Consider the following 13,807-nt stretch of genomic DNA (forward strand, 5'->3'; position numbering starts at 1 on the left):
GGAGGTGGCATGCCCGTGAAGAATCGTGGACGGGCCGCCGGGCGGGGACGGGCGCGCGCCCTGCTCGAAGCGGTCGAGCGCCTGGTCGGCGGCCTCGGGACGGCCCTGCTGGCGTTCGCCGTGCTGATGTGGCTCGTCATCGTCGCCCTGCTGTGCGCCCTGGTCGTGGGCCTGCCGCTGGCGGCGACCGTGCCGCGCGCCGTCCGGGCCGTGGCCGACCGGGAGCGGGGGCGGCTGTCGCGGTCCGGGCCGGAGATCCTCGGGCCGGGGCCCGCGCCCGCCGCGCTGCGTCCCGCCCTCGGCGACCCGTCCGTCCGGCGCGAGCTGCTGTGGCTGCCGGTGCACGCGACGCTCGGCCTGCTCACCGGCGGCGCCGGGGTGCTGCTGTCGGTGAACGCCCTCCAGTACGTGACCTATCCGGCATGGTGGCGGGTGCTGCCCCGGGAGTCGGCCGAGCCGACCTTCGTGTTCTGGGACGTGCACAACGAGGCCACCGCGCTGGCCGTCGGGGTCCTCGGCGTCGTCCTGGGCGTCGTCTTCGTGATCGTCGGGCCCGGACTGGCCCGGCTGCAGGCGTGGCCGGGCCGGCGGCTCCTCACACCCGACGCCGATGCCGACCTGTCCCTGCGGATCGCGCAGCTGTCCGCGACCCGGGCGGCGGCGCTGGACGCGCACGCGACGGAACTGCGGCGCATCGAGCGTTCGCTGCACGACGGCGCGCAGAACCGGCTGGTCGCCGTCACCGTCCTGCTCGGCGCGACCCGCCGCGCGCTGGCCCGCGACCCGGCCAAGGCCGACGAGCTGATCGGGCAGGCGCAGGACGTCGCCGAGCAGGCGCTGGCCGAGCTGCGGACGGTCGTGCGCAGCATCCTGCCGCCCGTCCTGGAGGGCCGGGGCCTGGAGGGCGCCCTCGCCGGGCTCGCCGCCGACTGCGCCGTCCCCTGCGAGGTCGACGTCGACCTGCCGGGCCGCTGCGCCGCGTCCGTCGAGGCCACCGCCTATTTCGTGACGGCCGAGGCGCTCACCAACATCTCCAAGCACAGCCGGGCGCGGCACGCGTCCGTGGCCGTGCGCCTCAAGGGCGACCGGCTGGTCGTGCGGGTGGACGATGACGGGGTCGGCGGCGCGGACGCGGGCGCCGGGTCCGGGCTCACCGGCATCCGCAGCCGGATCGAGGCGCACGACGGCACCCTCGCCGTGACCAGCCCACCCGGTGGGCCGACGACAGTACAGGTGGAGCTGCCATGCGGATTGTGATCGCCGACGACGACTTCCTGCTGCGCGAGGGCGTCGCGCTGCTGCTGCGCGCCGAGGACCTCGACGTGGTCGCCACCACCGAGGACCCCGAGTCTTTCCTGAAGGCCGTCGACGACCACGAGCCGGACGTCGCGATCGTCGACGTCCGCATGCCGCCCACCCACACCGACGAGGGGATCAAGGCGGCGGTGGAGGCGCGGCGCCGCCATCCCGGGCTGGCCGTGCTCGTCCTGTCCGCCTACGTCGAGCAGTCGTTCGCCACCGAGCTGCTGACCGCCGGCGCCGAACGGCTCGGCTACCTGCTCAAGGAGCGGGTCGGCCGCGTCGAGCAGTTCCTGGACGCCCTGCACCGCGTCGCCGGCGGCGGGACGGCCATCGACCCCGACGTCGTCACGCAGCTGCTCACCCGCACCCGGCACGACAGCGCGCTGGAGCGGCTGACGGCCCGGGAGCGCGACGTCCTCGCCCTGATGGCCGAAGGGCTCGGCAACACCGCGATCGCCGAACGGCTCGTCGTGACGGAGGGGGCCGTCCACAAGCACATCCGGAACATCTTCGCGAAGCTCGACCTGGCGCCCACCGACCGCGCGGACCGGCGGGTCGCCGCCGTCCTGCGCTACCTGGAGGAGACCCAGGGGCACGCCTGACGCCCGCGGTCCAGCCTGCTGTACCACCCGGCGGGCAGAGCGCTGGACGGACGTTCGAGCAGGTGACGGGAGTGATCCGGAGGGTGCGCCGATGGTGCGATAGGTCGTGTTCGCACCACGACCCCCACCCCGATGGAGGCTCCCGATGAGCACGCCCACGCGGCCGGACACCGTCCAGTTCGCCCCGGCGCCCGTCCCCCGCCGCCGCGGACCGCTCGGACTCGTCCAGCGGCACCCGCTCCTGTCGTTCTTCACCGTGGCGTTCGCGGCGAGCTGGCTGTGCTGGCTGCCGTACCTGCTGTCCGCTCAGGGCCTCGGGGTGCTGGACTTCCGCTTCCCCGGGTTCACCGACGAGGCCCAGCTCCTCGGCATCCTCCCCGGCGCGTACGTCGGCCCGCTCGGCGCGGCGCTGCTCGTCACGCTCGTCACCGGCGGCCGTGCGGGGCTGCGCGACTGGAAGCGGCGGCTGCTGCGGATGCGGGTCGGCTGGTACTGGTACCCGCTCGTGGTGCTCGGCGTCACGGCGATGCTCATCGGCGGGACCCTGGCGCTGCCCGGCGCGGCCGGCGACCTGCGGACGCCCTCCGTCCTGGTCCTGGTGGCCTTCGTCCCCGCTCTCGTCGTCCAGATCCTGACGACCGGCCTCGCCGAGGAGCCCGGCTGGCGCGACCTCGCCCTCCCGCTGCTGCAGCGCCGCCACGGGGCCGCCGTAGGCACCCTGATCCTCGGTGTGGTGTGGGCCTTCTGGCACCTTCCGCTGTTCTTCACGGCCTGGTCGCTCGGCGGGACGCGGCCGGACACCGCCGGCTGGTGGAGCATGGTCGGCACGTTCCTCGTGATGTGCGTCGCGATCAGCTTCATCATCACCTGGGTCTTCAACCACACCAACGAGAGCCTGCCCCTCGCCCTGCTGCTGCACGCGACCAACAACAACGTCGCGAGCCTCGTCCTGCCGGAGATGTTCAAGGACACCGAGCCCTCGCTGATCCTGGTGGCGGGCAGCATCGGCTACGGGACGGTGGCGCTGGTGCTCCTGATCGTCACCCGCGGTCGGCTCGGCTACACCGGCCCGCGCGACTGACCGCACCGACCCGCACCGACCCGCACCGACAGGCACGGCGTGGCCCCGGCGGGGCCGCGCCCTGTCGCTTGTCGCTTTTGACCTGGGGTTTGGTCGGATGCGGCGGCTCGGGGGGTAGGTGGGCGTGCATGACGAAACGTGAGGACGAGTTCAAGGCGGGGGACGAGGTCACCTGGCGGAGCCACGGGTCCGAGGCCGAGGGACGGGTCGAGAAGAAGGTCACCGACCGGCGCGAGGAGGGCGGACGGACGGTCGCGGCGTCGCCGGAGGAGCCGCAGTACGTCGTCCGCAGCCACAAGAGCGGGAAGAAGGCCGTCCACAAGGCGTCGGCGCTGAAGAGGCGGAAGTCGTGACGGACGACGAGGTGGCGGCCGAGTTCGGGAAGGTCGTCAACATGACCGCCGGGGAGCTCGAACGCTGGCTGGAGACGAACGAGTCGCGGTCGGCCGGGCAGAAGGACGGCTGCGGGGAGTCGACCGGGCACGCGTCCGGGCGCAGGATCGTGGAGCTGCTCCGGGCGAAGAAGGCGGATCTGGGCGAGGACGACTACGCCCACATGAACAAGGTCGTCGGGTACGTGCACCGGCATCTCGCGCAGCGGCCGTCCGGGGACGTCACGGAGAGCAGGTGGCGGTACTCGCTGATGAACTGGGGTCACGACCCGCTCAAGTGATGGCGCCGGACAGTCGTCGGCGGGATCTCACCGGGTAGGGGGGCCTCCATGGAGAAAACGACATTCCTGGCGATCTACATGAACGATCACCTGGCCGGGGCGGCGGGCGGGGTGGCCCGGTCCCGTGCCCTCGCGCAGGCGCACGAGGGCAGGCCGGACGGGGAGCGGTTGCGCCGGCTGGCCGACGACATCGCGACCGACCGGGGCGCCCTGCTCGCGACCATGAAGGCGCTCGGCATCCCCGTCCGGCGCTACAAGAGCATCGCGATGTCCGCGGGGGAGAAGCTGGGACGGCTGAAGCTCAACGGGCAGCTGCGGGGCCGGCCCCCGCTGACCGACGTGGTGGAGGCCGAGGCCATGCGGCTCGGAGTCGAGGGGAAGGCGGCGTGCTGGCGCACCCTGCTCGCCCTCACCGGCGATTACCCCGCCCTGGACGCCGAGGAGCTGCGGAAACTGCTCGCGCGGGCCGAGGCGCAGATCACCATCCTGGAGGAGTTCCGGACGGTGGCCGCCACGGAGGCCTTCGGCGGCCGGCGCGGCCCCCGGCGGATGCCGTCCCCGGCCGAGCCCGTCTGAGAGCATGGACGTCGTCACCAGGAACAACGTGACCGTCCAGGGCCCGGCCGAGGGGCGCGTCGTCGTCCTCGCGCACGGGTTCGGTTGCGACCAGAACCTGTGGCGGCTGGTGGCCCCCCGGCTGGCCGAGACCTTCCGGGTGGTGCTGTTCGACTATGTCGGTTCCGGGCGGTCCGACCTGTCGGCCTGGGACGAGGCCCGCTACGGGTCGCTCGACGGGTACGCCCGCGACGTCGTGGAGATCTGCGAGGGGCTGGACGTCCGGGACGCCGTGTTCGTCGGGCACTCGGTCAGCGCGATGGTGGGCGTCCTCGCGGCGGCGGCCGTGCCCGAGCGGATCACGGGACTGGTGATGCTGGTCCCGTCGCCGCGCTACATCGACGAGGCCGGCTACCGGGGCGGGTTCACCGCGGAGGACATCGAGGAGCTGCTGGCGTCGCTGGAGTCGAACTACCTGGGCTGGTCCGCCGCCATGGCCCCGGTGATCATGGGGAATCCGGACCGTCCCGAGCTCGGCGCGGAGCTGACCAACGCGTTCTGCCGCACCGACCCCGACATCGCCCGGGTCTTCGCGCGCACCACCTTCCTGTCGGACAACCGCGAGGACCTGCGCAGCGTCACGGTGCCGACGCTGGTGCTGGACTGCGCCCAGGACGTGATCGCGCCGCCCGAGGTGGGCGCGTACGTGCACGCCGCGATCCCCGGCAGCCGGCTGTGGACGCTCGACGCGTCCGGCCACTGCCCCCAGCTCAGCGCGCCCGAGCCCACCGCGGAGGCGATCATCGCCTTCGTCCGGGACCTGCCGCCGTGACGCGTCCCGCCGAGGAGTTCTACGAGAGCGCCCCGGTCGGCTACGTGTCCACCCGCATGGACGGGACGATCACCAAGATCAACCGGACGCTGCTGGACTGGATCGGCCGCGACCGCGCCGAGGTGCTGGACCGGCTGCGGTTCGCGGACCTGCTCACCGTGGGCGGCAAGCTCTACCACGAGACCCATTTCGCGCCGCTGCTGCACATGCAGGGCCGCGTCGACGGCATCGCCATGGAGGTCGTGGCCGCCGGCGGCGACCGCATCCCGGTGCTGGTCACGGCGGTCGTCACGAAGGTCCCGAACGGCGAGGACGGGGCGAGCGGGGCGAGCGGGGCGGGCGACGTGGCGGGCGAGAGCGGGGCGGCCGCGAGCAAGGCTGGCGGTGAGCCGCGGCAGATCCGCATGACGCTGCTTGAGGCCCGCGACCGCCGCGCCTACGAGGAGGAGCTCCTTCGCGCCCGCCGTGCGGCGGAGGAGGAGCATCGGAAGGCCGAGGTCGACCGCGACAGGTTGCAGGAGGCGCTCGACGTCCTGCAGCAGAGCCTCCTGCCTCCCCTCCTCCCGGAGGTTCCCGGCCTCCAGATCGCCTCGTCGTACCGCACCGCTTCGCCCGACCGTATGGGCGGCGACTTCTACGACGTGTTCCCCCTGGACGCGATGCGCTGGGGGTTCTTCCTCGGTGACGTGCGCGGCAAGGGCCCCAAGGCCGCCGCCATCACCTCGCTCACCCGCTACACGTTGCGCGCGGCGGCCGTTCAGGATCCCGAACCGGTGGCGGCGCTGACCGTCCTCAACACCGTCCTGGACGCGCACGGCACGGACGAGGACCTCCAGTACTGCACCGCCGTCTACGGGATGTTGACGCCGGGCCCCGCCTCTTTCACCGTCCATCTCGCCAGCGGCGGGCATCCGCCGGCGCTCGTCCTGCGGCGTGACGGACGGGCCGGGTACCTGCACACTCCGGGAGGCCAGCTCGTCGGAGCCCTGCCCGATGCGTTCTTCGCCAGCGCCGACACGGTCCTGCATCCGGGCGACACCCTCTTGCTGTATACCGACGGTCTGACCGAGGCTCGCACCGGCGCCGGCCGGGAACTGTTCGGCGAGGAGGCCCTGCGCTCCTTCGTCGCCGATCTCGCCCCCATGGACGCCAAGCCGCTGATCACCGCGTTGAACGGACTGCTCGAACAGTTCGGCGAGGCACTCCAGGACGACACGGCGCTGCTCGCGTTCAGCGTCTCTTCCTAGGCTCATGCATCCACGGCGGCATCCGGCCACGAAAAGGCTATGTGGGGCCGGTGCGGGTCGGGCGCATGGGACGAGCCGGACGGCATAGGAGGGCCGTCCGGCGGCGTCCGGCCGTCCGGCGGCGTCCGAGCGCATGGGCACTCGCGGGAACCGGGTTTCTCGCCGCGATGATGGCGGCGCAGGTGCTGTCCGGGGTGCGTCCGAGGCCGATCGTCCTGACCAGCGTCGTCGTGGCACTCCTGGCCGCGAGCGCCGTGTCGTACCTTGCCGCCCGGCACGGGCTCCGCCGGGCGGCGGCGGCCTTCGGCGCGGCGGTGGCCGTCGGGTACGTGGCCGAGTGGGTGGGAGTCCGGGCGGGCGTGCCGTTCGGGGAGTACTCCTACACGCCGGTGCTGCGACCGCAGGTGGGCGGCGTGCCGGTCACGGTGGCGGTGGCGTGGGGCGGCATGGGGCTCGCGGCCCACGCGGTCGCGGCGTCCGTCCTGCCGGAGAACCGGCTCGCGCGATGGGCGGCCGGAGCTCTGGCCCTGACCGCCTGGGACCTGTTCCTCGATCCGCAAATGCTGCGCCTCGGCCTGTGGACCTGGCCGGACGGCGGCCCGTACCGGGGCGTTCCGGTCAGCAACTTCGCGGGGTGGCTGCTGGTGTCGTTCCTGGTCATGGTGCTGATCGACGTCGTGGTCAGGCGGACGGACGTGTCCCGCGGGCTGGTCGCGCTCTACACGGTGATGGCGGCGATGGAGACGCTGGCGTTCGCGGCGGTGTTCGAGCCGCGCGACCTCCTCGTGGCGGCGGCCGGCGGCGCCGCGATGGGGGCGTTCGCCGTCCCGGCGTGGAGGCGCGCATGGCGGAGGTGATCGTGGTCGGCGGCGGAGTCGGCGGGATGGTCGCGGCACTGCTGCTGGCGCGCGGCGGCCACGACGTCCGGCTCTACGAGAGGCTCGGTCGGCTCGGCGGCAAGCTGGCGGAGCACGAGCGGGACGGCTTCGTGTTCTCGCTCGGCCCGTCCCTGCTCACGCTGCCCGGACTGTTCCGCGAGCTGGGCGTGGGCCGCCCCCTGCTGGAACTGGACGAGCTGTGCCGGTACCACTTCGCCGACGGAACGCTCCTGCGCGCCCACCGCGACCCCGCCCGGATGGCCAAGGAGGTCGACCGGCTGGCCCCAGGCCGGGGCGCCGCGTGGAGTGCCTACTACACCTGGGCCGAGAAGTGCCTGGCGGCCTCACAGCGAACCTTCTTCGCCGGGCCCCTGGGACGTCCACCGGAGCACGCCCGGCCCCGCGACCTGCTCGCGGTCGCGCCCGGCCGGACCCTGAACGGGCTGGCCCGCCGTTTCTTCGACGACCCGCGGCTGCGCCAGTACGTGAACCGGTACGCGACGTACGCGGGGTCGAACCCGTACCGGGCGCCGGCGGCGCTCGGCTGCGTCCCGGCGATCGAGCACGGGGACGGCGGCTGGTACGTGCCCGGCGGCATGCGGCGCCTCGCCGACGACCTCGCCGCGCTCCTGAGCTCGGCCGGCGTGGACGTCCGCACCGGCGCCGAGGTGGAGCGCGTGACCGCCTCTCGTTCGGCGGTCTCGGGCGTGATGCTGGCGTCGGGCGAACACGTGAGGGCGGACGCCGTGGTGGTCAACGCCGACGCCGCCGCCCTGTACGGCCGCCTGCTCCCCGACCGCCGCCGCCTGCGCCGCATCGCGACCCTCGGCACGTCGTCCTCGGCGTTCCTGCTGCTCGCCGGCGTCGACGGCCGGACCGACGGGCTGCCGCACCACTCGGTCCTCTTCTCGGCCGACTACCGGCGGGAGTTCGACGACATCTTCCTCCGCCGGGTGCCGCCGGAGGACCCCACGATCTACATCGGCTGCTCGGCGGTGGACGACCCCACCCAGGCGCCCGCCGGAGCGGAGAACTGGGTGCTGCTGGTGAACGTCCCGTCCCGCGACCCGGGCCGCTGGCCGATGTCCGTCGACGGCTACCGGGACCTGGTGCTGGAGCACTTGGCGCGCCGCGGCCACGACCTGTCGGGCCGCCTGCGCTTCGTCGAGCCGTTCACCCCGGCGGACCTCCGCGACCGCTACGGCGCCTGGGGCGGCGCGATCTACGGCACCCCCCACCACGGCCGCCTCGCCCCCTTCCGCCGCCCCACCAACCGCGGCCCCCGCCACGGCCTGTACCTGGTAGGCGGCTCCACCCACCCAGGCGGCGGCCTCCCCCTGGTAGCAATGAGCGCCCGAATAGTAACCACCCTCCTCAACCAGGACTTCACCCCCGAAAGCCGATACCGATGAGGGTGCTTTCGGTGGGGCAGGGGGTGGCGGCCGGGGTGGTGGCGGGGCGGTTGGCGCGGGGGCGTGGACGTCCGACACCGCTGAGAGCCGGGGTGTCCGGTGAGCCGGCGGAGGCGATCTCGGTGGTGGTCCCCGCTCGCGACGAGGAGGCCCGCCTCCGTGGGTGCCTGGTGCGGGTGCTCGCCGACCCCGCGGTGAGCGAGGTGATCGTCGTGGACGACGAGTCGCGCGACGGCACGGCGGGGCTGGCCGCGGAGCTGGGCGCGAGGGTCGTCACGGGCGCGCCGCTGCCGGACGGATGGGTCGGCAAGCAGTGGGCGCTGCACCAGGGCGTCCAGGCCGCGAAGGGGCCGATCGTGGTCCTGCTGGACGCCGACACGCGTCCCGAAGCCGGGCTCTGTGCGGAACTCGCCGCACTGCTCGACCGCTACGACCTGGTCAGCGTGGGGCCGCGGTTCATCTGCGGAGGCGTGGCCGAGCAGGCGCTGCACGCGTCGCTGCTGGCGACGCTCGTCTACCGGTTCGGCCCGGTCGGGCCCGCGGCGCCGTCCGCCGGACGTTTGCTGGTCAACGGCCAGTGCATGGCGTTCCGGAAGGCCCGGATGGCCGAGGCCGACGGGTTCGCCCGCGTCCGCGGCCACCTCACCGACGACGTCGCGCTCGGACGGCTCCTCGCTCGGGACGGCTGGCGGGTCGGATTCCTGGACGCGGGTCCCCTGCTCGGAGTGGACATGCACGAGTCGGCCGGCGCGGTGTGGCGGGAGTGGGGCCGGTCGATCTCCCTGCGGGACGTGACCCCGGCTCGACGGCTGGCGATGGACGTGGCGACGGTCTGGCTGACGGCCGCACTGCCCGTCCTGCGGGCCGCGATGGGACGTCCAACACCGCTCGACCTCGTCCTCCTGGCGCAGAGGTTCCTGCTGGTGGCCGCGCTGCGCGGAAGCTACGCGCGGCCGGGCCTGGGGCTCGCGCTTTCCCCGTTGCTGGACGTGGCCGCGGCCGTCCGGCTGACGCGGTCGGCGTTGTCTCCGGCGCGGGCCTGGCGCGGGCGGGGGTACGGGCGGGAGGCGGTCATGTCCGGCGGCCCGCCAGGGCGGCCTGTCCGAAGCGCAGCCCGATGAGGCACATCAGCGCCCCGGTTCCGGCGACCTGCTCGACCGGTGCGAAGAACAGTTGCAGCACCGGCAGCGAGAACACGGCGAGGCGGGTGCCCCGGGCGAACGACCGGAAGGTCAGGCTCCCCGCGACGAGCAAGGCGACACCGAGCGCGAACGCCGCCGGGCAGATCACCGCGAACCCGCCGGCGAACGTGAGGATGGAGCGTCCGCCGCGCCCGCCCGCGAACACCGGCCAGGCGTGGCCGACCATCGCCGCCGCCACCGCCGCGTACACCGGCAGGACGCTCTCCCCGGCCACCGACCCCGCCGCGCCCGTCTCGGCCCCGCTCGCCAGCAGGCCGAGCAGGCCCGCCGCCGTGCCCTTGAGCATGTCGCCGGCGAAGACGGGCGCGGCCGCCTTCCAGCCGAGCCGCTCCATGACGTTCCAGAAGCCGGGGTTGCGGTCGCCGACGTCACGCGGGTCGAAGCCGTGGGCGCGCCCGACGAGCACCGCGACCGGCACCGAGCCGAGCAGGTAGCCGCCGATGACCGCCACGAGCACGGGAACCATCGCCTCGTTTCACCTCGTCAGGTACGCGGGTGTGGACGCCATGCGGTACATGGCGTTCGACCGTCCGGAACTGCGGGGCACCGGCGGCCCGCGGTTCTGGCGGCTGCTCGGCACGGGCCGGGGCCGGTCGATGAGCCTCGGCGCCGACCTGCGCCGCTGGGCGCTGTTCGCCGTGTGGGACGGCGAACCGGCGCTGGAGCGGTTCCTGGCGCGCTCCCGGATGGCGGCGCGATGGCGGGCGGAGGCCGAGGAGTCGTGGCATGTGCGCCTCGCGCCGATCACGTCCCGTGGCCGCTGGGGTGGGCGAGACCCGTTCGAGGACGTCCCTGCCCGCCCGGCCCCGCGCGGGCCGGTGGCTGTGCTGACCCGGGCGTCGATCCGCCCGCGCCGCCTCGTGGCGTTCTACCGCGCCGTCCCCGACGTGGACAGGCTGCTGCGCCACCAGGACGGCTGCCTCGCCTCCGTCGGCATCGGGGAGTGGCCGCTGGCCCGGCAGGCCACATTTTCCTTGTGGGACGAGGAAAATACCGTCAGGTGCTTCGCCTACGGCCGGACCGCACACCGCGACGTCATCGGTCGCGTCCGCGACGAAGGCTGGTACAGCGAGGAGCTCTTCGCCCGCTTCGCTCCCTACGGAAGCGATGGCACATGGGACGGCCATGACCCCCTCGCCTGACCCGCTCACACACCCGCCCCTCTGACCGCCAGGTCACGCGCCACCACGCAGGCACGCGCGATGGCGGCGGGCCCGGACGAGCCGTGCGCGACGACCACCGTCCCGTCCAGCCCCAGCAGCGCCGCACCCCCGTGCGTGTCGGCCGCGTACAGTCGTGCGACCTCGTCCAGCGGACCCGTCTCAGCAAGCCCAGCACGCGCCACCATGCCGAGCGTGGTGCGGACACAGCCCTCGATGTTCTTCAGGACGACATTTCCGGTGAAGCCGTCGGTGACGACCACGTCGACGGTCCCCGCCAGCACGTCATGCCCCTCGACGTTGCCGTGGAAGCGGACCGGCATGTCCGGCAACAACCTCGCGGCATCCCGGACAAGCCGATTCCCCTTCCCAGGCTCGGAACCGACAGACAGCAACCCCACCGACGGATCGCGCACGCCCAGCACGCCGCGCGCATACTCGGCGCCGAGCGTCGCGAACTGCGCCAGCATCTCGGCCGACGGATCGGCGGTCCCGCCGGCGTCGACCAGCACTGTCGACCCAGCCGCCGTTGGAAGCGCGACAGCCAGCGCGGGACGCAACACACTCTCGCGCCGCCCGAACGCACGCACCGCGCACGCCACGACCGCCCCCGTCGACCCCGCCGACACGAACGGCGCCCCCTCTCGCCGGGCGAGCTCGCACCCCACCATGAGACTCGCCCCCCGCCGCGCCACTGACCGCGCCACCGCCTCGGCCATGGGAACGACCTCGTCGGCATGGCGGACGTCCAACTCGCCCACGCCGCCCTGCCGCCCCAACTCCCGCTCGACCACCTCCGCCCGTCCCACCAGAACGACCGGCACCCCGAACTCCCGCCAAGCCACCAACGCCCCCGCCACCACCACCGCGGGCCCAGAATCACCCCCCATCGCATCCAACACAACAAACCCCCCACCCGCGTCGGAGTCTTTGGTGGGGGCGTGGTCGGGTGGTGGGGTGGGCATTTCAGGTAATTTCTGGGCGGCGTTCGGCTCGGGTGGCGGCGTTGGCCGCTAGGAGGTGGCGTGCGTAGATCGCGGCTCGGCGTCTGCGGGGGACTCTGGCGCGGCCGGTCAGGACGTCGTGGTCCGCGGCGGCGATCTCGTCCAGGATGCCGCCGTACAGCTGGTGCGCCGCGCGGATGCAGGGGCGCGAGGACGGGGTCAGCAGTTCCACGCCTTGCAGCGCTTGCCGGTAGTGGTCGCGGGCGCGGTTGGCCTCGAAAGCCACTAGGTCTCGCATTGGGCGGGTGCAGGTTCCGGAGGCTAGGTCGGTTTCGGTGACGCCGAACTTCGCCATGTCCTCCAGAGGGAGGTAGACGCGGCCCCGGGCGAGGTCTTCGGAGACGTCCCGGAGGAAGTTGGTGAGCTGGAACGCCCGGCCCAGTTCGCGGGCGGGTTCGCGTGCGGAGTGCAGGGCGCCCGGCACGGTCTCCAGGACCGGCAGCATCATCAGCCCGATGGCCGCGGCTGATCCCTCCATGTAGGCCCGCAGGTCCTCGTAGGTGTTGTAGCGGGTGACGGTCAGGTCGGCGCGCATCGACTCCAGGAACGCGTCGATGTCCGCGCGTCCGACGTCGAAGGACCGGACGGTGTGCGCGAAGGCGGGCAGCACCGGGTCGCGGACGGGCTCGCCGGCCATCGCGGCGTCCAGGCGGGTGGTGACCTCGTCCAGGGCCGCGGCGCGTGCGGCCGGGTCGCCGGGTCCGCACTCGTCGACGATGTCGTCGACGTGGCGGGCGAAGCCGTAGAGGGCGTGCACGTGCCTGCGCTTCCACTCCGGGAGCAGCAGCGTGGCGAGGTAGAAGGAGCGGCCGTGCCGGGCGTTGAGGCGGCGGCAGTGCTCGTAGCTCGCGGTCAGCGCCATGGGGCGTCCTCCAGGATCCGGGCGGCGGCGAGCCTTCCGGAGATCAGGGCGGGCGGGACGCCCACACCGGGGGCGGTGTACATGCCGGCGAAGTGGAGCCGCGGGACGCGGCTGCGGCCCGACGGCCGGAACCACGCGGTCTGCCGGAAGCGGTGGTCCAGGGCGAACGGGGTGCCCGCCGAATGGCCGAGCCGGGCCCATGCGGGCGGGTCGATGATCAGTCGCGGGGCCGACGGCAGGTCGTAGCCGAGGTCGGCCAGCCGGTTCCGCAGGCGTTGGGTGAGGTGGTCCCAGTCGGCGCCGCCTGTCAGGTTGGGGGCGGGTTCCAGGACGCTGAGCGTCGCGTCTCCGGGATAGGTGATCAGCAGGCTCGGGTCGGGTTGGGGGCGGCCGGCCGTCAGGGCGCCGAACCCGTCCCGCCAGTGGCGGCCGAAATGCAGGGTGTGGTGGGCCTGGTCGGGCAGGCGTTCGTCGAGCCCGAAGTGCATGACCAGGCAGGACGGCGAGTAGCGGGGGCTGCGCAGGCGCCAGTCGCTTGCCGTCTCGGGGAGGAGCCCGGCGTGTGCGCGCGGCAGGTCGCAGGCGACGACGACGTGGCTCGCGGGCAGCCGCTCGCCTGTGTTCAGGCGGACGGCCGTCACCCCGGACGCGTCCGTCTCCACCCGCTCGGCCACGACTCCGTATCTAAGTGCGTGTTTGAGAAGGATCTTGTTATAGGTATTCGAGGGGGCGCCGGCGTTGACGGACGGCGGGCTGCCCGCCGCGGGCCATGCGGCGGGTCATGAGGCCGATGGCGGCCCAGCGGATCATGGCTTCGCTGGTGGCGGGGTCGCGTTCGTAGTCGCGGGCCAGCCGCCGGTGCGCGGTCAACCACGCCAGAGTCCGCTCTACCGCCCACCGTCTGGGCAGTACGGCGAACCCTTTCTGATCAGCGGGTTTGCGGACGATGTCGATGGTGGTGCGGAGGGTCTGGGCGGACCAGCCGACCAGCCGTCCG

17 protein-coding genes are annotated in these 13,807 nt (G+C 73.4%); 12 read left to right on the top strand and 5 right to left on the bottom strand.

The features are described 5' to 3' along the window. Positions 1 to 9 precede the first annotated feature (9 nt). The 11 genes from BM339_RS45665 to BM339_RS45715 all read left to right on the top strand — a co-directional run bounded on the left by BM339_RS45665 (position 10) and on the right by BM339_RS45715 (position 9,703). Positions 10 to 1,257 carry a sensor histidine kinase gene (locus BM339_RS45665; RefSeq protein WP_075024903.1) on the top strand — a complete coding sequence of 416 codons (1,248 nt, stop codon included), beginning with the start codon at positions 10 to 12 and terminating at the stop codon, positions 1,255 to 1,257. After that, complete coding sequence (locus tag BM339_RS45670; RefSeq protein WP_024935958.1) at positions 1,245 to 1,904, top strand: response regulator transcription factor; 660 nt, start codon at positions 1,245 to 1,247, stop codon at positions 1,902 to 1,904. Before BM339_RS45665 ends, BM339_RS45670 begins: the two co-directional genes overlap by 13 nt. A 145-nt stretch (positions 1,905 to 2,049) precedes the next feature. Further along, the gene (locus BM339_RS45675) at positions 2,050 to 2,985 is read left to right on the top strand and encodes a CPBP family intramembrane glutamic endopeptidase (protein ID WP_075024904.1); all 936 of its coding nucleotides are present in this window, start codon (positions 2,050 to 2,052) and stop codon (positions 2,983 to 2,985) included. Positions 2,986 to 3,113: 128 nt separating this feature from the next. Next, on the top strand, positions 3,114 to 3,338 hold the full coding sequence (locus tag BM339_RS45680; RefSeq protein ID WP_075024905.1) for a hypervirulence associated TUDOR domain-containing protein: 225 nt from the start codon (positions 3,114 to 3,116) through the stop codon (positions 3,336 to 3,338). Continuing rightward, positions 3,335 to 3,658, top strand: coding sequence for a DUF3140 domain-containing protein (locus BM339_RS45685; protein WP_075024906.1), 324 nt, complete (start codon positions 3,335 to 3,337; stop codon positions 3,656 to 3,658). Before BM339_RS45680 ends, BM339_RS45685 begins: the two co-directional genes overlap by 4 nt. A 48-nt stretch (positions 3,659 to 3,706) precedes the next feature. Then, positions 3,707 to 4,234, top strand: a complete 528-nt coding sequence (locus BM339_RS45690) for a hypothetical protein (protein ID WP_024935957.1) — start codon at positions 3,707 to 3,709, stop codon at positions 4,232 to 4,234. 4 nt (positions 4,235 to 4,238) lie between these two features. Continuing rightward, positions 4,239 to 5,045, top strand: a complete 807-nt coding sequence (locus tag BM339_RS45695; protein WP_075024907.1) for an alpha/beta fold hydrolase — start codon at positions 4,239 to 4,241, stop codon at positions 5,043 to 5,045. Further along, positions 5,042 to 6,292 carry a PP2C family protein-serine/threonine phosphatase gene (locus BM339_RS45700; RefSeq protein WP_021592139.1) on the top strand — a complete coding sequence of 417 codons (1,251 nt, stop codon included), beginning with the start codon at positions 5,042 to 5,044 and terminating at the stop codon, positions 6,290 to 6,292. The genes BM339_RS45695 and BM339_RS45700 overlap by 4 nt, the downstream gene beginning before the upstream one ends. A 65-nt stretch (positions 6,293 to 6,357) precedes the next feature. Beyond that, positions 6,358 to 7,149: a carotenoid biosynthesis protein gene (locus BM339_RS45705; RefSeq protein WP_081842793.1), complete on the top strand. Its 792-nt coding sequence runs from the start codon at positions 6,358 to 6,360 to the stop codon at positions 7,147 to 7,149. Next, positions 7,137 to 8,582 (top strand): phytoene desaturase family protein, encoded by a 1,446-nt coding sequence (locus BM339_RS45710; protein WP_075024908.1) that lies wholly within the window; start codon positions 7,137 to 7,139, stop codon positions 8,580 to 8,582. The genes BM339_RS45705 and BM339_RS45710 overlap by 13 nt, the downstream gene beginning before the upstream one ends. 92 nt (positions 8,583 to 8,674) lie before the next feature. Next, complete coding sequence (locus tag BM339_RS45715; protein ID WP_075024909.1) at positions 8,675 to 9,703, top strand: glycosyltransferase family 2 protein; 1,029 nt, start codon at positions 8,675 to 8,677, stop codon at positions 9,701 to 9,703. Here the strand turns inward: BM339_RS45715 and BM339_RS45720 are convergent. Then, positions 9,654 to 10,250, bottom strand: a complete 597-nt coding sequence (locus BM339_RS45720) for a glycerol-3-phosphate acyltransferase (protein WP_075024910.1) — start codon at positions 10,248 to 10,250, stop codon at positions 9,654 to 9,656. The genes BM339_RS45715 and BM339_RS45720 overlap by 50 nt on opposite strands. Between BM339_RS45720 and BM339_RS45725 the strand changes: the two genes are divergently transcribed. Then, the gene (locus BM339_RS45725; RefSeq protein ID WP_075024911.1) at positions 10,225 to 10,926 is read left to right on the top strand and encodes a spheroidene monooxygenase; all 702 of its coding nucleotides are present in this window, start codon (positions 10,225 to 10,227) and stop codon (positions 10,924 to 10,926) included. The two genes, BM339_RS45720 and BM339_RS45725, sit on opposite strands and share 26 nt — an antisense overlap. A gap of 5 nt (positions 10,927 to 10,931) precedes the next feature. On the opposite strand, the gene BM339_RS45730 is transcribed toward BM339_RS45725, so the two are convergent. From BM339_RS45730 to BM339_RS45745, 4 genes are all read right to left on the bottom strand, one after another. Beyond that, positions 10,932 to 11,909 carry a phosphate acyltransferase gene (locus BM339_RS45730; RefSeq protein WP_075024912.1) on the bottom strand — a complete coding sequence of 326 codons (978 nt, stop codon included), beginning with the start codon at positions 11,907 to 11,909 and terminating at the stop codon, positions 10,932 to 10,934. 1 nt (position 11,910) lies between these two features. After that, the gene (locus BM339_RS45735) at positions 11,911 to 12,810 is read right to left on the bottom strand and encodes a phytoene/squalene synthase family protein (protein WP_075024913.1); all 900 of its coding nucleotides are present in this window, start codon (positions 12,808 to 12,810) and stop codon (positions 11,911 to 11,913) included. Continuing rightward, complete coding sequence (locus BM339_RS45740; protein WP_075024914.1) at positions 12,801 to 13,484, bottom strand: phytoene desaturase family protein; 684 nt, start codon at positions 13,482 to 13,484, stop codon at positions 12,801 to 12,803. The genes BM339_RS45735 and BM339_RS45740 overlap by 10 nt, the downstream gene beginning before the upstream one ends. A gap of 37 nt (positions 13,485 to 13,521) precedes the next feature. Continuing rightward, positions 13,522 to 13,807: transposase (locus BM339_RS45745; protein ID WP_143118814.1), on the bottom strand; the 286-nt coding region annotated here is incomplete at its 5' end.

It is taken from the genome of Actinomadura madurae, assembly GCF_900115095.1.
Classification (GTDB): Bacteria; Actinomycetota; Actinomycetes; order Streptosporangiales; family Streptosporangiaceae; genus Spirillospora; species Spirillospora madurae.